At 62.0% G+C, this 23,713-nt stretch carries 20 protein-coding genes; 6 read left to right on the top strand and 14 right to left on the bottom strand.

Annotated elements, in window-relative coordinates; genetic code table 11:
* Positions 1-986: 986 nt before the first annotated feature.
* The 11 genes from ACP7E3_RS15765 to ACP7E3_RS15715 form a co-directional block, all read right to left on the bottom strand.
* The gene (locus ACP7E3_RS15765) at positions 987-2,690 is read right to left on the bottom strand and encodes an AMP-binding protein (protein WP_426123638.1); all 1,704 of its coding nucleotides are present in this window, start codon (positions 2,688-2,690) and stop codon (positions 987-989) included.
* A 31-nt stretch (positions 2,691-2,721) separates the two neighbouring features.
* Positions 2,722-4,020, bottom strand: coding sequence for an acetyl-CoA C-acetyltransferase (locus ACP7E3_RS15760; RefSeq protein WP_426123636.1), 1,299 nt, complete (start codon positions 4,018-4,020; stop codon positions 2,722-2,724).
* Positions 4,017-4,907, bottom strand: coding sequence for a MaoC/PaaZ C-terminal domain-containing protein (locus tag ACP7E3_RS15755; protein WP_426123634.1), 891 nt, complete (start codon positions 4,905-4,907; stop codon positions 4,017-4,019). The genes ACP7E3_RS15760 and ACP7E3_RS15755 overlap by 4 nt, the downstream gene beginning before the upstream one ends.
* A gap of 3 nt (positions 4,908-4,910) precedes the next feature.
* The gene (locus ACP7E3_RS15750; protein ID WP_426123632.1) at positions 4,911-6,254 is read right to left on the bottom strand and encodes a 3-oxoacyl-ACP reductase; all 1,344 of its coding nucleotides are present in this window, start codon (positions 6,252-6,254) and stop codon (positions 4,911-4,913) included.
* A 71-nt stretch (positions 6,255-6,325) separates the two neighbouring features.
* A complete protein-coding gene (locus ACP7E3_RS15745; RefSeq protein ID WP_301556120.1) occupies positions 6,326-8,851 on the bottom strand; it encodes an acyl-CoA dehydrogenase in 2,526 nt (841 codons plus the stop codon).
* A 280-nt stretch (positions 8,852-9,131) separates the two neighbouring features.
* Entirely contained in the window at positions 9,132-10,589 is a 1,458-nt protein-coding gene (locus tag ACP7E3_RS15740) for an outer membrane protein transport protein (RefSeq protein ID WP_046383670.1), read from the bottom strand.
* Between the two features lie 106 nt (positions 10,590-10,695).
* Positions 10,696-11,190: a hypothetical protein gene (locus ACP7E3_RS15735; protein WP_301556119.1), complete on the bottom strand. Its 495-nt coding sequence runs from the start codon at positions 11,188-11,190 to the stop codon at positions 10,696-10,698.
* Between the two features lie 140 nt (positions 11,191-11,330).
* On the bottom strand, positions 11,331-11,867 hold the full coding sequence (praB, locus tag ACP7E3_RS15730; protein ID WP_082107767.1) for an alkane oxidation protein activator PraB: 537 nt from the start codon (positions 11,865-11,867) through the stop codon (positions 11,331-11,333).
* A 133-nt stretch (positions 11,868-12,000) separates the two neighbouring features.
* Entirely contained in the window at positions 12,001-12,495 is a 495-nt protein-coding gene (praA, locus tag ACP7E3_RS15725; RefSeq protein ID WP_046484504.1) for an alkane oxidation protein activator PraA, read from the bottom strand.
* Positions 12,496-12,630: 135 nt separating this feature from the next.
* Positions 12,631-13,911: an alkane 1-monooxygenase gene (locus ACP7E3_RS15720; RefSeq protein WP_046383671.1), complete on the bottom strand. Its 1,281-nt coding sequence runs from the start codon at positions 13,909-13,911 to the stop codon at positions 12,631-12,633.
* 294 nt (positions 13,912-14,205) lie between these two features.
* On the bottom strand, positions 14,206-15,204 hold the full coding sequence (locus ACP7E3_RS15715) for an alpha/beta fold hydrolase (protein WP_301556118.1): 999 nt from the start codon (positions 15,202-15,204) through the stop codon (positions 14,206-14,208).
* Between the two features lie 258 nt (positions 15,205-15,462).
* Here ACP7E3_RS15715 and ACP7E3_RS15710 point away from each other — a divergent pair, with 258 nt between their 5' ends.
* The 5 genes from ACP7E3_RS15710 (at position 15,463) to ACP7E3_RS15690 (ending at position 19,765) form a co-directional block, all read left to right on the top strand.
* Entirely contained in the window at positions 15,463-17,001 is a 1,539-nt protein-coding gene (locus ACP7E3_RS15710) for a flavin-containing monooxygenase (RefSeq protein ID WP_426123627.1), read from the top strand.
* Entirely contained in the window at positions 16,998-17,888 is an 891-nt protein-coding gene (locus ACP7E3_RS15705; protein ID WP_017846509.1) for an SDR family NAD(P)-dependent oxidoreductase, read from the top strand. The genes ACP7E3_RS15710 and ACP7E3_RS15705 overlap by 4 nt, the downstream gene beginning before the upstream one ends.
* A gap of 15 nt (positions 17,889-17,903) precedes the next feature.
* On the top strand, positions 17,904-18,752 hold the full coding sequence (locus tag ACP7E3_RS15700) for a metal-dependent hydrolase (protein ID WP_301556117.1): 849 nt from the start codon (positions 17,904-17,906) through the stop codon (positions 18,750-18,752).
* A 430-nt stretch (positions 18,753-19,182) separates the two neighbouring features.
* Entirely contained in the window at positions 19,183-19,413 is a 231-nt protein-coding gene (locus tag ACP7E3_RS15695; protein ID WP_226927611.1) for a hypothetical protein, read from the top strand.
* Positions 19,414-19,435: 22 nt separating this feature from the next.
* Positions 19,436-19,765, top strand: a complete 330-nt coding sequence (locus tag ACP7E3_RS15690; RefSeq protein WP_046383675.1) for a DUF6388 family protein — start codon at positions 19,436-19,438, stop codon at positions 19,763-19,765.
* Positions 19,766-19,795: 30 nt separating this feature from the next.
* On the opposite strand, the gene ACP7E3_RS15685 is transcribed toward ACP7E3_RS15690, so the two are convergent.
* Positions 19,796-20,617, bottom strand: a complete 822-nt coding sequence (locus ACP7E3_RS15685) for an aldo/keto reductase (protein WP_046383676.1) — start codon at positions 20,615-20,617, stop codon at positions 19,796-19,798.
* Positions 20,618-20,722: 105 nt separating this feature from the next.
* Here ACP7E3_RS15685 and ACP7E3_RS15680 point away from each other — a divergent pair, with 105 nt between their 5' ends.
* A complete protein-coding gene (locus ACP7E3_RS15680; protein WP_057004674.1) occupies positions 20,723-21,217 on the top strand; it encodes a DUF1543 domain-containing protein in 495 nt (164 codons plus the stop codon).
* 66 nt (positions 21,218-21,283) lie between these two features.
* On the opposite strand, the gene dapF is transcribed toward ACP7E3_RS15680, so the two are convergent.
* Both dapF and ACP7E3_RS15670 read right to left on the bottom strand, forming a co-directional pair.
* Positions 21,284-22,093 carry a diaminopimelate epimerase gene (gene dapF / locus ACP7E3_RS15675; RefSeq protein WP_169865773.1) on the bottom strand — a complete coding sequence of 270 codons (810 nt, stop codon included), beginning with the start codon at positions 22,091-22,093 and terminating at the stop codon, positions 21,284-21,286.
* A 25-nt stretch (positions 22,094-22,118) separates the two neighbouring features.
* On the bottom strand, positions 22,119-23,702 hold the full coding sequence (locus ACP7E3_RS15670) for a L,D-transpeptidase family protein (protein WP_169881977.1): 1,584 nt from the start codon (positions 23,700-23,702) through the stop codon (positions 22,119-22,121).
* Between the last annotated feature and the right edge of the window lie 11 nt (positions 23,703-23,713).

Raw genomic sequence — 23,713 nt, 5'->3', positions numbered from 1 at the left:
CGTGGGCGGTCGAGCGGCTGGCGACGGCGATTCGCGTGGCGGCTCGAGAACAGCGCTGGGTCAATGTGAACTCGGTCTGAAATGTGGGAGGGGGCTTGCCCCCGATGGCGGTGGATCAGTCGATAGACTCGGTGACTTCAACTCCGCTATCGGGGGCAAGCCCCCTCCCACATTTAGATCACCTAGAGATTCAAGTTAACGCAGCGCGCGGCGCAGTACCTTGCCCACCGTGGTCTTGGGCAGCTCGGCGGTTTCCTTGGGCCGCGTGGGCGGTCGAGCGGCTGGCGACGGCGATTCGGGTGGCGGCTCGAGAACAACGCTGGGTCAATGTGAACTCGGTCTGAAATGTGGGAGGGGGCTTGCCCCCGATGGCGGTGGATCAGTCGATAGCCTCGGTGACTTCAACTCCGCTATCGGGGGCAAGCCCCCTCCCACATTTAGGTCACCTAGAGATTCAAGTTAGCGCAGCGCGCGGCGCAGCACCTTGCCCACCGTGGTCTTGGGCAGCTCGGCGGTTTCCTTGGGCGGCGTGGGCGCTCAAGCGGCTGGCGACGGCGATTCGCGTGGCGGCTCGCGAACAACGCTGGGTCAATGTGAACTCGGTCTGAAATGTGGGAGGGGGCTTGCCCCCGATGGCGGTGGATCAGTCGATAGGCTCGGTGACTTCAACTCCGCTATCGGGGGCAAGCCCCCTCCCACATTTAGATCACCTAGAATTCAAGTTAGCGCAGCGCGCGGCGCAGCACCCTGCCCACCGTGGTCTTGGGCAGCTCGGCGGTTTCCTTGGGCGGCGTGGGCGCTCAAGCGGCTGGCGACGGCGATTCGGGTGGCGGCTCGAGAACAACGCTGGGTCAATGTGAACTCGCTCTGAAATGTGGGAGGGGGCTTGCCCCCGATGGCGGTGGATCAGTCGATAGGCTCGGTGACTTCAACTCCGCTATCGGGGGCAAGCCCCCTCCCACATTTAGATCACCTAGAGATTCAAGTTAGCGCAGCGCGCGGCGCAGCACCTTGCCCACTGTGGTCTTGGGCAGCTCGGTGCTGCGAAACTCCACGTACCTGGGCACTTTGTACCCCGTCAGGTATTCCCGGCAATGGGCCAGGATCTGTTCCTGAGTCAGGTTCGGGTCTTTGCGCACCACGATGATCTTCACCCTCTCGCCGGTCACGCCATCTTCCACACCGATTGCCGCCACTTCAGCAACGCCGGGGTGCAGCGCCACCACGTCTTCGATTTCATTGGGGTACACGTTGAAGCCCGAGACCAGGATCAGGTCCTTCTTGCGGTCGACCAGGCGGATATAGCCGCGCGTATCCATCACCCCGATATCGCCGGTCGACAGCCAGCCCTCGGCATCCAGCACCTCGGCGGTTTCCTTGGGCCGCTTCCAGTAGCCCTGCATCACCTGCGGGCCGCGCACTTGCAATTCGCCCTGCTCACCGAGGTCAGCCAATTCGCCGTCTTCGCGCATGAAACGCACCCAGGTCGACGGCAAGGGCACGCCGATGCTGCCGGTGAACTCCATCTCGCGCATGCAGGAAATATCGATGGGGCTGATGCTCACCACTGGCGAGCATTCGGTCAGCCCGTAGCCTTCGATGATCGGCAGCCCGGTGACTTCCTTCCAGCGCTTGGCCACCGCCGTGTGCGTGGCCATGCCACCGGCAATCACCATGCGCAGGTCGGAAAAGTCCCGCGCACAGAACTCCTGGTTCTCCAGCAAGCCGTTAAACAACGTGTTGACCCCGGCAATCCCGTTGAAGCGCTCCTTGCGCAGGATCATCTGCACGCGCTTCACGTCCCGTGGGTTGGCGATCAGGATGTTGCGCCCGCCCAGGCACATGAACATCAGGCAGTTCACCGTCAGCGAAAAGATGTGATACAGCGGCAACAAGGTGACGTTGGTTTCCTGCGTGTCCTGGTCCAATTGGCTGCCGACCCAGGCCTTGGCTTGCAGCAGGTTGGCGATGATGTTGCGGTGGCTGAGCATCACGCCCTTGGCGTCACCCGTGGTGCCGCCGGTGTATTGCAGGAAGGCCAGGTCGTCGAGGTGCATGTCCACCGGGAAATGGGTCAGCGCCCTTCCTTGCTTGAGCGCCTGATTGAAGCGTACAGAACCGCGCAGGTTGAACCTCGGCACCTGTTTCTGCACGCGGCGCAGGATGAAGTTCATCGCCGCGCCCTTGAAGGTGCCGAGCAAGTCGCCAATGGCCGCCACCACCACGCGCTTGACGCTGCTGCCGGGCATGGCTTTTTCCAGGGTGTGGGCGAAGTTCTCGAAGATCACCACCGTCTCGGCGCCGCTGTCCTTGAGCAAATGCTTGAGTTCATGGGCGGTGTACAGCGGGTTGACGTTGACCACCACCGCACCGGCCAGGATCGTCCCCAGCAGGCAGATCGGGTACTGCAAGCAGTTGGGCATCATCAGCGCCACGCGGTCGCCGGTCTTCACACCCTGGCCTTGCAACCAGGCGGCAAACGCGATGCCCTGCATGTGCCAGTCGGCATAGGTCATTTCGGTGCCGATGCTGACGTAGGCCACCCGTTCGCGGAATTTTTCCAGGTGCTCCAGGAACACCTCGCGCAGCGACGGGTAGTCCTCGATACCGGCATCGATGTCCGCAGGGACGCCGGGCAGGTAGGCGTTCAACCAGATGCGTTCGGTGTGTTCCAGGCTGATAGCGTTCATGGCAATTTCCTTGTTGTTGTTTTGGATAGCGCTACTTTTCGACGATGGCGGTAATGCCCAGCCCGCCCGCCGCGCAGATCGAAATCAGGCCGCGCCCGCCGCCACGCTCGTGGATCGCCTTGGCCAACGCCGCCAATTGCCGGCCCCCGGTGGCGGCGAAGGGATGCCCGCAGCCCAGGGAGCCGCCGTTGACGTTCATCTTGGCGCGGTCGATGGTGCCCAGCGGTGCGTCCAGCCCCAGCCGTCCGCGACAGTAGTCGGCGTCTTCCCAGGCCTTGAGCGTGCAGAGCACCTGGGCGGCGAACGCTTCGTGGATCTCGAAGAAATCGAAGTCGGCAAAGCCCAGGCCCTCACGCTTGAGCATGCGCGGCACGGCATAGGCCGGCGCCATCAGCAGGCCTTCGCTGCCGTCGACAAAATTCACCGCCGCGGTCTCGCCGGTGCGCAGGTAGGCCAATACCGGCCAGCCGTGTTCGGCGGCCCACGCTTCACTGGCCAACAGCACCACCGAGGCGCCGTCGGTCAGCGGTGTGGAGTTGCCCGCCGTGAGCGTGCCGTTCTGGCGGTCATAGGCCGGGGACAGGCTGGCGAGCTTCTCCAGGCTGGTGTCGGCGCGCAGGTTGTTGTCCCGTGCCAGGCCGCGATAGGGGCTGATCAGGTCGTCGAAGAAACCGCGTTGATAGGCGGCATCCAGGCGCTGGTGGCTGCTGAGGGTCAATTCATCCTGGGCCAGCCGCTTGATCTGCCAGCGCTTGGCCATTTCTTCGCAGTGCTCGCCCATCGACAGACCGGTGCGCGGTTCGCCATTGCGCGGCAGCAGCGGCTTGAAGAACATCGACGGACGCACCTTCAGCAGCGCCTTCACCTTGTCGCCCATGGCCTTGGCGCGATTGGCCGCAAGCAAGGTGTGGCGCAGCGCTTCATTGAGGCCGATGGGCGCGTCGGACGTGGTGTCGGCGCCACCGGCGATGCCCACGTCGATCTGGCCGAGGGCGATCTTGTTCGCCACCAGCAAGGCCGCTTCCAGGCCCGTGCCGCAGGCTTGTTGCAGGTCGTAGGCCGGGGTTTGCGCAGACAGCGTGGTCGATAACAGCGACTCACGCGCCAGGTTGAAATCCCGCGAGTGCTTGATCACCGCGCCTGCGGCGAACTCGCCCAGGCGCTGGCCATGCAGGTTGTAGCGGTCGACCAGGCCTTGCAGCGCGGCCACCAGCAAATCCTGGTTACTGTCGTGGGCGTACACCGTGTTGGAGCGGGCAAACGGAATGCGGTTGCCGCCGATGATCGCCACGCGGCGGGCCGGGGCCGGGTTGAAGCTGTAGTCATTCATTTAAGACGCTCGTTCCAGATAAAAAGCCCGCGCATGTGCGGTTTGTCACCGGCGAAGTTGCGCACTTCGAACTCACGCCGTGGGCCGCTCACGGGGCGGCGCCACAGCGCGACCTGGCCGGGCAGGAAGATCGGCAGCTTGAAGTCGCAGTGCGCTTGCGCCTGATCCAGGCCGCCCGGCGGTTGCTCGGCGGCCAATGCGCGGCCCAATGTCCACATGCCGTGGGCGATGGCGCGGCGAAAGCCAAAAAGTTTTGCGCCGATCAGCGAGGTATGAATCGGGTTGAAATCCCCCGAGACCTTGGCAAAGCGCCGGCCCAGGTCGGCGGGCAGCACCCAGCGCTGGGTGCGCAACAGGCCTTCTTCCTGCAAGGGCAGCACGTCCGCCCATGGCTCACCCACCGGGTTATTCACGTCGCGCCGCAGGTACAGGCTGTCGCTTTCCCACAGCAGCGTGTCCGCACCGTAGGCCCGGGTGGCGATGCTCAGCGCCTGGCCCTTGGGGTGCGCCACCCAACGCTCGCAATACACCTCCAGGCGCAGGGCCTGGCCCGCGTGCAAGCGCTGGTGCTGACGAATGCGATTGGCCAGGTGAACCATGCCGCTGGCCGGGTACGGGAAACTCGGCCGGGTCAGCAGCATCAGGTGCAACGGGAACGCCAGCACCTGCGGGTAGGCCAGCGGCACGCCCTGCTCATGCCGGAAACCACAGGCGCGGCCATACGCGGTGATGCCGGTGGCCGACAATTCCACCGCCGAACGCACCAGACGCGCCTTGGGCAACTCAGGCGCGCCGTCGAGCTTGGGTTTGCGCAAGGCGCGCAGGCCGTCCAGCAACAACTGGGGCTGCGACGGCGGCGGATCGATGATCTGCGTCACGTAGTCCATGGCTCAAGCTCCCAGCAGGCTTTGGCCGCACACGCGCACGACTTGGCCGTTGACGCCGCCGGACGCCGGGTGGGCCAGCCAGGCGATGGTCTCGGCCACGTCGATCGGCTGGCCGCCCTGGGACAGCGAATTCATGCGCCGCCCGGCTTCGCGGATCAGCAGCGGGATCTTCGCGGTCATCTGGGTTTCGATGAACCCCGGCGCCACCGCGTTCACCGTGACCTGCTGCGCCGCCGCCAACGGCGCCAGGCCGTGGACCAGGCCGATCACGCCGGCTTTGGAGGTGGCGTAGTTGCTTTGCCCGAGGTTGCCGGCGATGCCGGAAATCGACGACACACAGACGATACGCCCGCCCGGGTTCAGGCCCTGGCATTCCAGCAACGCGTGGCTCAGTTGCAACGGCGCTTGCAGGTTGACCGCCAGCACACTGCGCCACGCCGCTTCGGTCATCTTGGTGATGGTCTTGTCGCGAGTGATCCCGGCGTTATGCACCACCACGTCGAAGGCGCCGGATTGGCTGACATGGGCCTGCAACAGCGAGGCCGCATCTGCTGCGGTAATGTCCAGTGGCAACGCCGAGCCACCGACGCTGGCGGCGGCATGTTGCAGCGCGTCCTCGGCTTGAGGCACATCCACGCACACCACATGGGCGCCGTCGCGGGCCAATACCTGGGCAATCGCCAAGCCGATGCCGCGGGAGGCACCGGTGACCAGCGCGCGCCGGCCGGCGAAGGGGGTGTCCCAGTTGACCGTGACAGGGCCGTCCAGCGGTTTTTCCAGGCGCACCACTTGCCCCGACACATAGGCCGAACGACGCGACAGAAAGAAGCGCAGGCTGCTGTCCAGGGCGTCTTCGGCCCCCGGCGCGACGTAGATCAATTGCGCGGTGATCGCCCGGCGCAGTTCCTTGGCCAGCGAACGCACCAACCCTTCGAGGGCGCGCTGGGCGATGGCCTGGGGCAAATCCCGACAGTCTTCGGGAGCAGTGCCGAGCACCACCACGCGGCCATGCTGGGCGAGGCGCTTGGCGTTGGCGTGGAAAAATACGTAGAGCTCATCGAGCTGCTGCAGGTCGACGACGCCAGTGGCATCGAACACCGCGCCCTGCACCGTGACCGTAGACGGCGCCTTTAGGGTCGCTGCAGTGGCGGCGACCGTGTCGGTGGCGCTGAAAATCTGTTGCACTTGCACAGCCAGGCGCCCTGCCCCCGCGACGATCACCGGGTTGGCCAGGCCTTGCTGGCCACGGCGATGACGTTGCAGCAACAACGGTTGCGGCAGGCCGATGGCCTGGGCCAGGCGTCGGCCCCAGGGGGAATTGACGAACGATAGGTAGCTGTCACTCATATAAACATCCACTCACGATACGGTATCGGTATGAACGCCCGAGCCATGTAGGCGCGTTCATTCAGTGCCACTCAATTGACCGAAGCATTCTCGCCCTGGCTGGTACGACGCTGGGTAGACGGTTGCAACACGTGCTTACGCTGCTGCAACGCCTCGAGCAGACCGAAGTCCTGCGGGAAGTCGTCGACCTGAATGCCGTGGTCGGCATATTCCACATAGCGCGCGAGCAAGGCGTCTTCATCGCTGCTGATCAAGTCCAGCGCCCGCGCCTTGACGCGCCAGGCGGCAAAGGCCGTGGCGGCGATCGGCATCGGTTCGAGCAAGCCCTGTTTGATCGCAGGCTTGAGCCGTGCTTCGATCAGCTCCACCTGCGGCAACAGGCGGAAAGCCAATTCGCCGTAGGCCAGCTTGTCGATTTCCGGACGTGGGATATAGGAATTGGCCAGCAAGCGCTCACGGGTTTCGCCGGAGGTCTGCACCACATCCGCCACCTGGGCCAACAGCCGGTCCGAGGGTTTACGCAGGGGAATACCGAACGGAAAACTCAAGCCGCGCACCACCGCCGCAGCGGCTTTCGACGGATAGTTCTCCAGCACCTCGGCGAGCGCTTCATGGGCCCGCAACAACGCGTCCTGGGCCGACCAGTGCACCAACGGCAAATCCGCCTGGGGCCGGCCGTCATCTTCAAAGCGCTTGAGCACGCAAGACAAGATGTACAACTGCGAAAGAATATCGCCCAGGCGCCCGGTGATACTTTCCTTGCGCTTGAGCGCACCGCCGAGCACACCCATGGAAACGTCCGAGATCAAAGCCAACACCACCGACAGCCGATTGGCCTGACGGTAGTAGGACGCCAACGCCGGCTCGGTCTTGGCGGGTGCGGAAATCAGGCGCCCGCCAGTGAGCGAATGCACTGCGGCGCGCACCGTATTGGCCAGCACAAAGCTCACATGGCCGAACATTGCGCTGTCAAACGCTTCAAGCGCCTTGCGCCGATCGGGGTTGCGCGCCGCTTCCATCTCGCGCAACACATAGGGATGGCAACGGATCAGGCCCTGGCCAAAGATGATCAGGCAGCGGGTCATGATGTTCGCGCCTTCCACCGTGATCGCAATCGGGCTTTGTTGATAAGCGCGAGCCAGGAAGTTGTTGGGGCCCATGCAGATGCCCTTGCCGGCGACGATGTCCATGCCGTCGTTGACGATCATCCGCGCGCGCTCGGTGACGTGGTATTTGGCGATGGCGGAGATCACCGAAGGTTTTTCGCCGGCATCCAGCGATGCCACCGACACCTTGCGCACCGCGTCGCAGGCATACAAATGCCCGGCCATGCGCGCCAACGGGGCCTGCACGCCTTCGAACTTGCCGATGGGCAGGCCGAACTGTTTGCGCATCGCCGCATAGGCGCTGGTGCCGCGTACTGCGACCTTGCCCAGGCCGACGTTGGCCGACGGCAAGGAAATCGCCCGACCGGCCGCCAGGCATTCCATCAGCATGCGCCAGCCGTTGCCGACCTGTTCGCGCCCGCCGATGACCCACTCCAGGGGAATGAACACATCCTTGCCGGTGGTAGGACCGTTCTGAAACACCGCGTTGAGCGGCCAGTGCCGACGACCGCTGTTCACGCCCGGATGGGAGGTTGGGATCAACGCGCAAGTGATGCCCAGCGAACCCGGCTGGCCGAGTAGACCTTCCGGGTCTTGCGCACGAAACGCCAGGCCAAGCACTGTGGCAATCGGGCCAAGGGTGATGTAGCGCTTGTCCCAGGTCACGTTGAAACCCAGCACTTCCTCGCCTTCGTGCAGGCCTTTGCAGACGATGCCCAGGTCCGGAATCGCCCCGGCGTCGGAACCGGCATACGGGCTGGTCAGCGCGAAACACGGGATGTCTTCGCCACGCGCCAGGCGCGGCAGGTAGTAATTGCGCTGGGCATCGGTGCCGTAATGCAGCAGCAATTCCGCCGGGCCCAGGGAGTTGGGCACCATCACCGAAATCGCCGCCGCCGAGCAGCGTGTCGACAGCTTCATCACCACTTGCGAATGCGCGTAGTGGGAGAAGCCTTTGCCGCCGTACTGCTTGGGAATGATCATGCCAAGGAAACCGGCGTCCTTGGTGTACTGCCAGCCCTCGGGGGACATGTCTTGCCAGACCTGGGTGGTTTCCCAGTCGTTGGCGATGTCGCACAGGGTTTCGACTTCGTTGTCGAGGAAGGCTTGCTCCTCGGCGCTCAGGCTGGCCGGCGCGGCTTGCAGCAGGCGCTGCCAGTCGGGTCGGCCGCTGAACAGTTCGGCATCCCACCACACGGTGCCGGACTCGATGGCCGCGCGCTCGGTGTCGGACATTGCCGGCATAACTGTACGAAATAGGCTCAGAGCCTTGCTGGTCAACAGGCGGCGACGCAGCGGTTTGATTGTCATCAGCAACGCGGGCAAGACCACTAGCAGCGCCACGACGGTGGTGCCGAAAACGGCGACCACGTTGAACAGGTAGCCGGCCGCCAGCCAGGCCAGGCCGGCACCCAGCCAGTGGACAGCGGCGGCTTGTCGATACGCCAGGGCAATCGCGGCTGCGAAACCCACCAATAACCAGATCACCATGGGGATACCTCTACTCGATTCAGGGCGTAGCAAACGCTGGCGCAGATCGATATGAACTGCGGCATAGGGCAACACTACAAATTTGGCAAGCCAGATTCAAATTATGTTTTGAAATTTTTATTTAACTCCTGGGCAAAAAAATACTGGGCTGAGCACGTCAGCCGGGGTCACGAATACGAAAATCGGAATAGGTCACATAGCGACCCGTAAATGAGGGCAAACAGCTGGAAGAAGGCATTCAGATGCGCTTAGTGCCTTCCTCCATAGCCCTCGATATCTGTTAAAACTTGTAGGTGGCCGATACGCTGACCACATCGCCTGACGACTCAGCCTTGCCGTCCAGGCTGGCGCCACCCAAGCGGTCAACGTTTTTGGTTTTCAGCTTCACTTCCTGCACGAACTGATGGGAATACGCCAAGTCAAGACTCAAGCCCTTTACAGCCTTTACCTCGTAACCCGCGCCGAACGACAAGAACGTACGATCACCATCCGGGATACGGGGGTCACGGGTCGAGTTGCGGGTTGGTGTCTGGTCAAGGGCCACACCGGCACGCAGCGTCAGTTCATCGGTGGCACGGAAGTCGCCGCCGAGGGAGTACATCCAGGAGTCCTTGTAGTTGTAGGGGATCGAGACGATGGTGATATCGCCGGACTTGAGCGTGAGGTCCTTGAACGACGACCACTGCGTCCAGTTCACACTTGCGCCCAAGGTGAATCGGTCATTGAACTGATGCACCCAGTCAAAGCCCGCAGTCGCGGGAATATCCAGTTGGGTACTGGCATGTGCGCCATCCGGGTACAACGCCAGCCCAGGATAAGCCGACCCAACCAGCGTGCCAGTGCCAGTGAACGGGTTCGGTTGAGTCATCAGGGCATAGCTGTACGAGTCTGAACGAATGTTGTACTTGCCCGTCATCTTGTTCTTAATCTTGGCGTGATAGTTCAGGCCCAAGGTGTCTTGGTCAGTGGGTTTCCAGGTAATACCGGTAAACCAGCCGGTGGAGATATTGTCGACCTTGACCCGTATCAGCGCGCCTCCGACACCTGCCGGCAAGTCAATACTGCCCAGTAATGGGTCCTGGGAGTTGGCAGCCGCCGCCAACAAATCGATGTTCTGACTCACAAACCCTTTACTGTGTTGAACAATAAGCCCACCGCCGATGGCGAACTGATCATTGACTTTGAACGAAAGCGAACCGGTCAATCCCACGGTTTCGATCCTGGTGTCCACAGCAAAATCGCGAAGTTTGGAGTCTTCGTCCCAAGTTGAGCGCATCCCTTGTGGCACCACTTGGCTCAAGCCAAAAGCGAATCGGTCCCCCAGGGGCATCACCATGAACCCGGTCGGCAACCAGGCAGTGAAACCACCCTCGCCACCATCATTGTTGTTGACCGTTGGCGATGAAAGGTCAGGGAAACCATCCGCACCTATTGGACTGTTCGAGACAGGGTTACCCAGATAATCATTAGCCGCGCCCTTATATTTGATTTTGATGCGCGCGTAGTCGACCGTCATTTGTGCGACGTTCTGGTCCACAAACGCCATCGCGGCGGGGTTGTTGTACGCCGAACTGGGGTCGTTCTTGAATAGCGAACCACCACCAAAGGCGCGCCCCCAACCAGGTGCCCCATAAGTCGGTGTGGAAAATCCGCCGGCCTGCACGGGCGTGGCAACCATCACCCCGCCCATCAATGCCAGTCCCAGCAAAACCTGTACCTGTTGTTTTTTATTATTCATGCGGCACTCCATATTGTTATCTCACTGAACCAGCCCCAGCCGGATCGCTTGCTGCTTTAATTTGCCCACTTGAAGGCATATTTGAATCGGTAGATGGCGATCCAATTCATGGTGTGATCGTCAACGCTGGCGAGGGTTTAAAGTTGAACGTGTTCAGCCTGCAGGTTGAGTTCACGGTGTGGGGGCTACTGAGGCTGAAGGTATCGTCAGCAGCACTCCACTGCATCGCAACTGCACTGGGAGTGGCGCAACTGTCGTAGGCGAATTTCTGCATGAAGCCTGAGAGGCTCGCGGTAGTGGCACTTGTGGGCACCAGTGTCCAAGGCAGATTCAATGGCCCGGAAATATTGCATAAGGCATTCCCGGTAAAAGTAGCGCCGGTGATAGTTGCACTCGAACCGTCAGCCGCTACTTGTCCAGTCAATGCAATGCTGCAGGGAATAGGTGTCCATACCAACGGCTTTATTCCCGTCGCAATTGTGCCGGTTGCGTTAAAAGCAGCACCGGCCTGGGCAAATGTTGCGGCACTGACCATGGAGGAAGCAAACACCAACCCTAGTAACACGGCGGCTAAAGAAATACGTGGAATAACATGTTGCATTGTCTTGACCCTCAACTTTCTTGTTGTTGTCAGTCGGTAGCGCCGATTTCTAGTATTTAAGAAAACCCCGCCAAACAAGCGCCTCGTTAGAGGCGCCTGCCTTTCAACGGGTGATCAACCCTTTCCACGGATTACATACTTCAAGGAACAATGGTGACGCCAGTGGCTTTGACATTCAGCGACTGCACGGTGCAACCGCCGGAAAGCGCTTGGTTAGCGGCAGTCAGGGTGATGCTTTTATCCGAATCCAGAGGACCGGTAGTTGAAGCCAGAGCTACGTTAATGGTGGACGGGCCGCAGCTTGTTCCGGGGATCAAAGGCGGTACACCGGTAATGGTGTAACCGACGTTGGTTGCGGTGCCTGAAGTGGTGGTGGCCGGTGTCAACAACCATGGCAAGCCGGTGATCTGAGGCAAATTGCACAGAGTGCTGCTGCCGGGAGACACGACCACATTGGTGATATCAGCCTTGCCATCAGAACGAACCGTTCCTGAAAAAACGGCTTTACACGTCACGGCAGCGCCAAAAGACGACGGGGATTTGACGACGATAGTGCCCGTAGCGTCGGTTTGGAACGTCTTCCCAACAGGGCTAAAAGACGCCGCACCGGCCATCGAGGCCGCACCCATGCACACGGCCAAAGCAGACAACGACACGAGAGTTTTCAAACTTTTCATTATTTTTCCTCACATGTTATGGCGAGTCATTCGCCAGGGGTAATGGCCATGAACGAGAGGTCACGGAGAAACTGCAGAACTTCCCTTTCCAGCCAAATTTCAATTCAATTACCGCTGCAACTATCGGATATATCTATTCGACAACTTTGAAGTTGGCCGGCATCTTGATCGACACCGTCTTGATCTTGCAGTCTTCGCCAATCGGCACATTGGCGGCTTCCAACTTGCCGGTGGCGTTATCCCAGGTGCCGTCGGCCGTGGAGGGGCCGCACTTGCCGCCCAGGCCGAAGGCGTGGACGTCCACGCTGATCTTCGACATCGAGCCGCTTTGGGTGTCTTTGGCCACCAAGATCCACGGCAGGTTGATCGCTTCGACCCGGCTGCACTTGAGGCCGCCGTCGAATTCGACCTTGTCGACATTGACGGACGAACCGTCGGCGGCAACCTTGCCCGCCACCTTGATGGTGCAGTCGGCACTGATCAGCTTGCCTTTGGAAAAACTGATGGGCCCTTGGGCAGTAAACGCACTACCGGCAGGTTCAATACGGGCAGCCTGGGCTTGCTGATAGACAATCAGACCCAATGCCGCCAATAAGATATGGGCGGTGAACTTGGCAGGTGTTTGCATGGTGAACGTCCTTCCCTTGCTTTTATTTTTGTGGGGTCAAACAACTCTCTTGCAATGAAATCGATAAACGCTGGGCGATAAGAAACCGCGCGATACAAAGATCCCGAGCACGCCAGGTAACTTTTTCAGTTCATCTCAGAACGTTTTGCTATTGCCGCCGTATTGTTTCAGATAGTGCAGACGCTTGGACGGTTGAAGATTGGTCAGGGTGATATCCCCGGCATAATGCCTAAGCACCCGATGGTCCATCCGTCGTCGCCACAAATACGGCACGTAAGCCCAGACAATCATGCTTGCATAACCGTAGGGAAGTTGCGGCGATTCATCGAAGTGACGCAACGATTGATAACTGCGCGTCGGATTGGCGTGATGATCGGAGTGCCGTTGCAGTTGGAACAGAAAGATATTGGTCACGATCCGGTTACTGTTCCACGAGTGTCGCGGCGAGCAACGCTCATAACGACCGTTGGGCAACTTCTGGCGTTTAAGGCCGTAGTGTTCGACGTAGTTCACCACTTCCAGCAGCGAGAAGCCGTAGATGCCCTGGATGATCAGGAACGGAATCACCGCCGCCCCCAACCAGGCAATCATCGCGCCCCACAACACCACGCTGTACAGCCAGGCGCTGAGCACGGCGTTTTTCCAGTGCCAGGCCGGCAGGCCGAGTTTGCGCAGGCGTTCGCGCTCCAGGTTCCACGCCGAGCGTGCGCTGAACCACACCGAGCGCGGCAGGAAAGCCCAGAAACTTTCCCCTAGCCGCGAGCTGGCCGGATCTTCCGGGGTGGCGACACGGACGTGATGGCCCCGGTTGTGTTCGGTATAGAAGTGCCCGTAGAACGTCGGCGCCAAAGTGACTTTGGCCAGGAACACTTCCAGCGGCTTGGGTTTGTGCCCCAACTCGTGGGCGGTGTTGATCGCGATGCCAGTCGCCGCACCCGTGGACATGGCCATGCCCAGGTACGTGAAGGCACTGACCTGGCCGTGCAGTTGGGTGCGCGAGGTGAGATAGGCGGCCGTTTTCGCCAGCCAGCTCGAAGGTTCCAGCGCGGCGGTGGCCTGGAGCAAACCGCCGTTGATGATCCAGTCGATACCGCCGGCAGCCAGCCAACCGGTGATCACCACCGAAGCGATGACGAACAGCACGCCGGTGTAGATGATCCAGCGGTAGTAGCGTTGCGATTCGAGGTGGTTGACGGCGGACTCGGGCGGGTTACTCACGTCTTCGCCCAACAGGCCATCGATCAGCGGGATGAGGCCGAAGATCACCAATACGCCAACCCACCACAGTTGTTGCACGCCGCTGGTGATTGCCAGTGTGCCGGCGAGTAAAGGCGTTGCCAGGGGCAGGATGCCGAGCCACCACAGGTGGCGTTTGCCGTCGGCCCAGACCTGCGGGGTGGCCAGGGTCTGATTCATGGCAACCTCCGGACGAGGCAGGTGCAAAACAGGTTCGAGGAGCGCGGAAGGCTCCGGGAAATCAACCATGCGATAAAAGACGTTTTTTTCATTGTTATTCGCTCTTAGGCATTTCAAAAATCATTTCAAAACAAACATTGAAATATTTTTTTAAATAAATAACGCGGAATCGTTAGGTCGTCAACTAGTTTATCGAGCCCTTTTTTGCGTGACCGAGCAGTCTCTTTTTCAGCTGGCTGGTCAGGTGTCTAGAGCGCGCATTGACGCCGTTGTGCCGCGACTCGGATGGCCCGATTATTTGTTCGCCAGGGCCAACGGTGGATGCAGGACGGTGGTGTTTTGCGGTGATCGGGCCCGTTTGGCCACCTGTTCCACCACCGCCACAACACGCTCCGTCGCGGTGATCGGCAACATATGGCCTCGCCCCTCCACCAGTTGCAGCTTGAGGCCGGGCACCCGGCTCGCGAGGGCCTGGCCGTGCTTTTGAAAGTCCAGCACCTTGTCCTTTGCGCCGTAGATCAGGCCGATGGGCAGGGTCAGTTGCGGGTAGCGCTTGACCATGCCCGGCAGGTGATCGTTGACCTGGTTGATCTCGGTGGAGGCCGCATAGAAGTTGGCCGGGCGCATGCCGAGCAGCCCGCCGCCGCGTGTGGCGAAGTCCGCTGGTGCAGGATCGGGGGCGAACACGCCCTTGACCACCGAGCCTTTGGTCAGCAGGCCGATCGGCATCGTCAGCGTGTGCGACAGCCAGCGACGCAGCCACGCCGGGCGCACCGCCAATGACAGGAACACCAGCGGCAACAGGCGCTGGGGATGGGTCAGCGGTGCCACCAGGATCAACCCGGAGACCGCGTGGGGATGGTCGAGGGCCAGCGCCAGGGCCACCGCGCCACCGAGGGAATGCCCCAGCACCAGCGGTCGATCCAGGCCCAGCGCCTGGACAAAAGCCGCGATTTGCCGGGCCTGGGCCGGCAGGTCCGCCGCCGTGCCCGGATGCCGGGTCGAATAGCCCGAGCCAGGCCGGTCGAGCGTGATGACCCGGAAATGCTCGCGCAACTGCCCCGACAAGGCGTAGGTCAGGTTGCGACTGCTGCCCATCAGCCCGTGAATCATCACCAGCGGTGGGCCCTTGCCCTCGTCGAGATAATGAAAGCGCTCGCCATCGACGTCCACAAAGCGCCCGTTACTTGGAACGGCCGCTTCGATGCGCCGTGTCATCCAGGCACTGAAGCCCCATGCCACCACGCTCGCACCGACCAGCACACCCGCAGCAATAACCCATTCGACAGCCATAGCTCGGTCCTCTGCTTCCCTGCTGCCGACCGCCCGACCGGAATTGATCAAGGCCTCAGCCATCGCCCACACCCTGGACCTAAACTTCGTGCATACCGTCGCACATGAGGAGCCAGGGACTAGCCTAGGCGATATTTTCAGGTAGATTATTTAAAATCTTTTTTAAAATAAGTAATTCAATTTTCCTTTGCAATGGTGTTCTATCTAAAAAGACAAAACAAAAACAGGAGCACATCCGATGCCCACGCAGGCCCGCCTATGAATGCCCACAGTGATTCCATCGACATCGCCATCATCGGTTCAGGCTTCGCCGGCCTGTGCATGGCGATCAAGCTCAAGGAAGCCGGCTTTAGCGACTTCTTTATCGCCGAACAGGCCGAGACACTCGGCGGCACCTGGCGCGACAACCACTACCCTGGCTGCGCCTGCGATGTGCAGTCCCACGTCTATTCGTTTTCGTTTGCGCCCAACCCGGACTGGACCCGCCAATTCGCCGCGCAAGCGGAGATCCGCGCCTACCTGGAGCAATGCGCCCGACGTTTCGCGCTGGCGCCGTATCTGCGCTTCGGCATGGGCCTGCTACGTGCGGTGTTTGATGAGCAGCAACAACGCTGGCAACTGAGCTTCAGCAATGGGCGCCAGGTCAGCGCGCGGGTGCTGGTATCGGGCATGGGCGGCTTGTCGCGCCCGGCGCTGCCGGATATCCCGGGGCTGGACAGCTTCAAGGGCCAGCGCTTTCACTCCCAGCAGTGGGACCACGCCTATGCCCTGAAGGGCAAACGCGTGGCGGTGATCGGCACCGGCGCCAGTGCCATTCAGTTCGTGCCGCAGATTGCGCCGCAGGTCGCTCATTTGGACCTGTTCCAGCGCACCCCGCCATGGATCATGCCCAAGCCCGACCGAGCGATTTCTCGCGTTGAGCGCTGGGCATTCAAGCACCTGCCCTTCACCCAACGGCTGGTGCGCGGCGCCTTGTATTGGGCGCTGGAAGGCCGCGTGGTGGGCTTTGCCCGGCACCCACGGCTGATGAAAATGGTGCAGAAAGTCGCCCTGCGCCACTTGCACAAACACGTCACCCGCCCTGCCCTGCGCAAGGCGCTGACGCCGGACTACACCCTCGGCTGCAAGCGCGTGCTGATCTCCAACGACTATTACCCAGCGTTGTCGCGCAGCAATGTGCAGGTGGTGACCGACGACGTGCTGCGCATCGAAGCCGATGGCGTGATCACCGCCGACGGCGTCAAGCACCCGGCCGATTGCCTGATCTTCGGCACCGGGTTCCAGGCCACCGACCCGCTGCCCCGCGACTGCATCATCGGGCGTCACGGTGTCGACCTGATGGACGCCTGGCACGACGGCGCCCATGCCTACAAAGGCAGCACGGTGCCGGGCTACCCGAACCTGTTCCTGATCATCGGCCCCAACACCGGCTTGGGGCATAACTCGATGATCCTGATGATCGAAGCCCAGGTCGCTTACATCCTCGATGCGCTGCAACAAATGCAGCGCCACCGCATCGCCACAGTGGAGGTCAAACCCGCGGTGGAACAAGCCTACAACCACCAATTGCAGGACAAACTCACGCGCACCATCTGGAACACCGGCGGCTGCCGGAGCTGGTACCTCGACCCTCGCACCGGCAAGAACACCACCCTGTGGCCCGGCTCGACCTGGCGCTTCAAGCAGATCACCCGGCATTTTGCGCTCAAGGATTATGTCGCCAGCATGGCACCGATTGACGCGGCGCCCCGCGCAATGGCCGCGCCACATTCCACCGCAGAAGGGAGCCTGTCATGAAGTCGTTCAATGGCCGCGTGGCGGCGATCACCGGCGCGGCATCCGGCATGGGCCGCGCATTGGCCCTGGCCCTGGCGCGCGAAGGTTGCCACCTGGCGCTGGCGGACAAGAACAGCCAAGGCCTGGACCAGACCGTGGCGTTGATTCAAACCGCCACCCTGGCGCCGGTGCGGGTGACCACCCAGGTGCTGGATGTGTCCGACCGGCACGCCATGCAAGACTGGGCGGCGCGCTGCGCTGCCGAGCACGGCCAGGTCAACCTGATCTTCAACAACGCCGGAGTGGCGCTGTCGAGCACCGTCGAAGGCGTGGACTACAGCGATCTGGAATGGATCATCGGCATCAACTTCTGGGGCGTGGTGTACGGGACCAAGGCCTTCCTGCCGTATCTCAAGGCCAGCGGCGACGGCCATGTGGTCAACACGTCCAGCGTGTTCGGGCTGTTTGCCCAGCCCGGCATGAGCGGCTACAACGCCAGCAAATTCGCGGTGCGCGGCTTTACCGAAGCCCTGCGCCAGGAGTTGGACCTGCAACGTTGCGGCGTCTCGGCCAGTTGTGTCCACCCCGGCGGCATCCGCACCGATATCTGCCGTAGCAGCCGCATCGACGCCAACATGACCGGCTTTTTGATCCACAGCGAACAGCAGGCCCGCGCCGATTTCGAAAAGCTGTTCATCACCGACGCCGACCAGGCCGCCAAAGTGATCCTGCAGGGCGTGCGCAAGAATAAACGCCGCGTGCTCATCGGCCGCGATGCGTATGTTCTCGACCTGCTCACCCGCTGCCTGCCGGCGGCCTATCAAGCGCTGGTGGTGTTCGCCAGCAAGCGCATGGCCCCCAAACGCCCAACGCCGCTGTTTGACAGCAACGACGAGAGCCGTCTCTGAACAGGAGCAAGCCCCATGCTACCGATCCGTCGCGATATCCGCTTTGCCTTGCCGGCCGAACGCATCAAGGACTGGCACGAACAAGGTCCGTTCATCACGCATTTTTTCAATGCGTTGTCGCTGCTGTTTCCCCAGGGCGAGCTGTTTTTCATGGACAGCGTGCGCCACTACCGCCAACGCATCGATGACCCGGCGCTGAAACAGGAGATCCAGGGTTTTATCGGCCAGGAGGCCATGCACAGCCGCGAACACCTCGCCTATAACGACTTACTGCAAGCCGCAGGCCTGCCGGCACATCGCCTGGACCGGCGCCTGAAATTCTTCCTCGACCTGCAGAAAAAACACCTGCCGCCGGCGTTCAACCTGGCGGTGACCATCGCCCTGGAGCATTACACCGCGATGCTCGCGGAAATCCTCCTGAGCGACCCTTCGCGCTTCGGCGATTCACTCAAGGGTTACCAGCAGATGTGGTACTGGCATGCCCTCGAAGAAACCGAGCACAAGGCGGTGGCGTTTGACGTGTGGAGCCGCGTGATCAAGCCGGGCCCCCTGCGCTACCTGCTGCGCACCGGGAGCATGCTGACCACGACGCTGCTCTTCTGGCTGGTGGTGTTCGACTTCCACCTGCGCCTGCTGATTGCCGACCGCAAGGCCGGCGGGCATGTGCAAGGGTTCTGGCGCATGCTCAAGTTTTTGTATGGACCCAAGGGCGTGTTCCCGCGGATGCTGCGGCCGTGGCTGCACTACTTCAAGCCGGGCTTTCATCCGTGGGACCACGACAACCGTGCGCGCCTGGCGAGGATCGAGGGCTTGGTCGAAGAGATCGAACAGACCCAGCGCGAATACCGATCGGCCCAGGCCTAGACCCGCCGCGCACGCAACCTGGTACAGCACCACGGCCACCGTGATCGCCGTGGGTGCTCGGGTCGGCGTCGAGGCGCACGCCGCCGACGCCGAATAACACACAGCGCGCCCTCACGGCCGGCGCGCAGCCCCTCGAAGACAGGGCCGGGAACACACCGGCCAACGCCACACATGACCAGGCGCGGCACGAAAAGCCGTTGCGGTCGCCCAGTTGATTTTTCAGGTTCCTCAGCACGCTCATGTGCGCGCTTGCGCTTTAGCCACGGAACTTTCTGATAAGAAGCAGCCCCTAAGCCTGTTTCAAGATGTAATATCTGCGACTTTTTCAGGGTTCCCGGATCGCGCAGCAAGGGAAACACGCTGAAATCGCCAGCAGCAAGGAGCTTGGCTTGAGATGCAACACAAACGGTCTAATACTATGCACCCACTGATGTTTAACGCACTGCTGTGGTTATGTGGGGTTGCCTTGCTCTACCTGGCCAAGGCGGTTATGGAGCTGTTTTTAGGGCCGATCAGCGAAACCTGGATCGACCTGACGCTGGTGCTGACCGCGTACCTGTTACTTTTCGTCCTCGACCCCATACGCACCCGGATAAACCGCCGCATGCGCAAACGCGCCCGGCGTAGACAGGCTTGCCAAGACACCGGCGCAGATGCCTGACTTTTTTTCGAGGAACCCACCTGTGTCCCAACCCGGCGATACCCATCAACTCGCGCTGGACCGATTTCTGCAGGCACACCCGGATGTCCTCACCCAACTGGACACTCTGAACCCGCTGGCCGCCCAGGCCAAAGGCGAAACCCTTGCGCAATACCGCGCCGAACGCCTGCATGAGGCGTTCGAAGCCGAAGCCGAGCGCCTGGGGCTGTTTGCCTGGGAGCTGACCCTCAAGCTGACGGCCGAATCCGCCCAGGCATTCGAAGCGCAACGCCTCGAAGTGCATAAGGAAGTGGCGCAGATGGCGGGGATGAGCTGGGACGAATACTGCGAGTTGCATGGCGTGAGCGGCTGACGCGGCACGCCCCATGCTGGTTTTATCGCCTCACACCATCGCCAACGGATGCTTGCGCTTGGGCGCTCCGAACACCCGGTCGATGGCGTCGAGGTCGTGTTCGTCCAGCACCAGTTGAGCGGCGGCGGCGTTGAGCCGCACATGCTCTTGCGTGACGGCCTTGGGGATGGCGATCATCCCGTCCTGACGCACTACCCAGGCCAGCGCGACCTGCGCGGGCGTCGCCTGATGCCGATGGGCGATCTGCTGGAGGGTCGGGCTGGACAGTAATTCGCCGCCTTGCGCGATCGGACAGTAAGCCATCAACGGCAAGTGATGTTGTTGCCACCACGGCAGCAGGTCGAATTCGATGCCGCGCTCCTGGATGTTGTAGAGCACCTGGTTGGTCGCGCAGGCCGGTGACGCAAGTTCCTGCAGGTCGGCCACATCGAAGTTGGAAACACCCCAGCGGCCGATCTTGCCGGCTTCGCGCAAGCGCTCGAACGCCTCGACGGTTTCTGCCAGCGGGTACTGACCGCGCCAGTGCAGCAGGTACAGGTCAATGTAATCGGTGCCCAGGCGCTGGAGGCTGGCATCGCACGCGCGCGGTACGCCCCGGCGGCTGGCGTTGCGGGGGTAGACCTTGCTCACCAGGAACACCTGCTCGCGCTTGCCGCGAATGGCCTCGCCGACCACGCTTTCGGCGCCGCCTTCGCCGTACATTTCGGCGGTGTCGATCAAGGTCATGCCCTCGTCGATACCGCACTGCAACGCCGCGACTTCGGCGCGGCGCCGGTCCGGGTCTTCGCCCATGCGCCAGGTACCCTGGCCGATGACAGGGACCGGAACACCGGCCAGATCGATGGTTCGCATGACAACCTCCTGATGCGTTCGCGGGTTAACAGTGTGGCATTCACCGGACAAAAGGGTTCAATCGAAGTATGGTTGCCTTTTGCCAAATCGCCGGAAGGGCCTGCAATGCTGTTTGTCGTGATGCTCGGGGGCAAGCACCCACGGGCCAGGATCGAAGTCCATGACGTGGTATTCGCCGTGGCGGATACGCTGGAAGCCACCTACCCACAGTTACGCGATGCCTGGTTTGGCAGCCCCAAGGGCGTGCATATCGATTCGTGGATGGCGGTCGATGGCGTCGACGGTTGGAAAGTCGAACTCAGCCACCTGGCGCCCCAGGCCGGCGCGCAGCGCCTGTACTTCATCAACCTGGGCGGCTATGAGACCAACCGCTTTGGCGAGGCGCATCACTACCTGCTGGTGGTTGCCCGCGACAAAAAGGAAGCGACGGGCAAAGGCAAGCAACAGCTGCTGCGTCACTGGTCACAGGCCCACACCGACGGCGTGCTGGACATCGACGACTGCCTGCCCATCGATCTGGCCGACGGCCGTTACCTTCACCTCGTCCAAGCCCCGCACCGGCCGGTGCTCCAGCAGAACGACTACATTGTGCTGGCGTGAACCGGCTTTACCCGCTCCGCCGACGCTCAACCGCCGGCACCGGATGAACCGCTGCCGGAACTCAATTTACCCTATGGGCACATAGACGATGCCCTGCATGATCGGCTCCACGCTCCCGGTCAACACCACGCCGCCCTGCCCGTCCCACTGCACGGTGACTGTGCCGCCGTCGCATTGCACCTCGACGCGGTCGTCGAGCAAGCCGCGGCGAATCCCATTCACCACCGCGCCGCAGCAGCACGAGCCGGACCCGAGCGGCACACCGCCGCCGCGCTCCCAGATCCGCAGGCGAATATGCCCACGATCGATGACCTGGACAAAATGCACATTGGTCCTGGCGGGGAACAGCACGTGGGTTTCCAGGGCCGGGCCCAGGGTTGCCACGTCGACAGCGCCGAGGTCCGCGACAAAGAAGGTGCAATGGGGGTTGCCCATGCTGCACGCCGCCGGGTCGCCTTCGAGGGGCAAGTACAGTGTGTCCATCGACTCGGCCAGCGGCACCGCGGCCCAGCCCAGCGATGGCGCGCCCATATTCACCGACACCCGCCGCCCCGACTCACGCACACATGTCAGCAAACCGCGGTCGGTACGCAGCACGATGGAATCGGTGCCGGCTTCATGCATCAGCCGCTCGGCCACACCGCGCGTAGCGCTGCCGCAGGTTTGCAGGGGCGTGCCATTGGGGTTCCAGAATTTGATCCGTGCGGCAGCGTCTGCGCAATCGAGCACCACCGCCAACTGATTGAAGCCGATGCCGGTGTGACGATTGCCGAGACGGCGAGCGACCTGCGCGCTGATCGGATCATCCAGACCACGGCGATCGATGATGAGGAAGTCGTCGCCGTGGGCGTGCATCTTCACGAAAGACAGCGTCATGGCGTGTTCTGTGAGCGGTGACAAATCAGAGCACGCTCCCCATGGCTTTCATCAACACGGGGTCACGCCCGTAGATATCGGGCGCATACACCAACTCGCCCTGGCGATCCACTTCCACGGTCCAGTACCCGAGCAACACCGGCACCGGCGTCGCCAGGCGGAATTCATGGGTCACGCCGGTGGCCAGCAATTCATCGGTGCGAACGCGCTCCGCCGGGCTCACCAGCAGGTCGCGCAGCAGCAACGGTTGTTCGACCCGCACACAACCCGAGCTGAACGCACGCGGGCCTTTGGTGAACAGCGGTTGGCTGGGCGTGTCGTGCAGGTACACCGAGTACGGGTTGGGGAAACGCAGCACGATCTTGCCCAGCGGGTTGCGCGGGCCGGCTTCCTGGCGCAGCAGGATGTTGCCGGGGCGGGTCCAGTCGATGTGTTCGGGCGCCAGCGGGCGCCCTTCGGGATCGAGCACTTGCAGGTTCTGCTGGCGCAGGTATTCGGGGTTGAGGCGGATGGCCGGGAGTTTGTCCTCGCGCATGATGGTGGGCGGAACGGTCCAGGTCGGGTTGAGGGTCAACCGGTTGATGCGTGATTTGAGCAGCGGTGTCTGGCGTTCGGCGCGGCCGACCTGCAAGCGGGTTTGCCACACCGGGATGCCACTCTGATAGACACTCAATTGCGCGGCGGCGACGTTGACCACCACGCCTTCGGGCTCCAGGTCCTGGCTCAGCCAGCGGAAGCGCTCCAGGTTGATGCGCAACTGCTCGCGGCGCACCGCCGGGCTGATGTTGAGTTCGGCCACGGTGCCGGCGCCGATCACGCCGTCGGATTGCAATGAGTGACCGACCTGGAAGGCCTTGACCGCCTTGACCAGTTCGTCGCGGTACTGCTTGCCGTTGTCCTTGGGTTCGCTGGCGAGGTAACCGCCGCGGTAGAGGCGCCGCGCCAGTTCCGGCACGCGCGGGTCTTCCATGCCGGGGCGCAACAGCGGCCCGCCGGCGACCGCGTCCCAATGCGGTAATGGCTGCTTACGCAGCGTGGAATAGACGTTGCGCAGGCTGCGGTATAAATCCGTGCTGGGCCGGGCCTGGTCGAAGGCTTGCGCCATGTCGTGCAGCCCGGTGGCGGCGAAGGCCAGCACCTCGGTATCCAGGTCGCGGGTGGGCGGCTGGAAATGCCACAGCGGTTCGAAGCGCGATTGCTGCAGGCGCCCGTAATGCAAATCCTGCAGGGCTTGCAGGTACTGTTCGCTGCTGCCGATATCGCTGCACAGCACGTTGTCCGTGGCGTTCGCCGGGGGCAGGCTATAGTGGGTGGGGTCCAGGCCGTCGTCGGCCAGCATCAGCAACTGCGCTTGCAGTGCCTGGCGGCGTTCGGCGACCCACAGCGGCACATCGCCCTGCTGCCGATAGAATGCCTGCAGACGCGCCAATGTCGCCGCGTCGATGCGCGACGCAAGGCTGGGGCACACGCTGGGCAACTGCGCGAGGGCCTGTTGGACCGGGCTGGCTGGAATCACCGGTAACGTGCCCATCGGTACTTCGTCGGCTGTAGCGACCAGCGGTGCAACGAGCAAGCAAATGCTCAAGTAACATGCGTGTTTTTTGAACAATAGCTTTGCTC

Origin of the sequence: Pseudomonas sp. PSPC2-3 (genome assembly GCF_049898265.1) — a bacterium.
GTDB lineage: Bacteria > Pseudomonadota > Gammaproteobacteria > Pseudomonadales > Pseudomonadaceae > Aquipseudomonas > Aquipseudomonas veronii.
The sequence above is the reverse complement of the archived record's forward strand: the minus strand, read 5'-3'. Positions and strand labels throughout refer to the sequence as shown.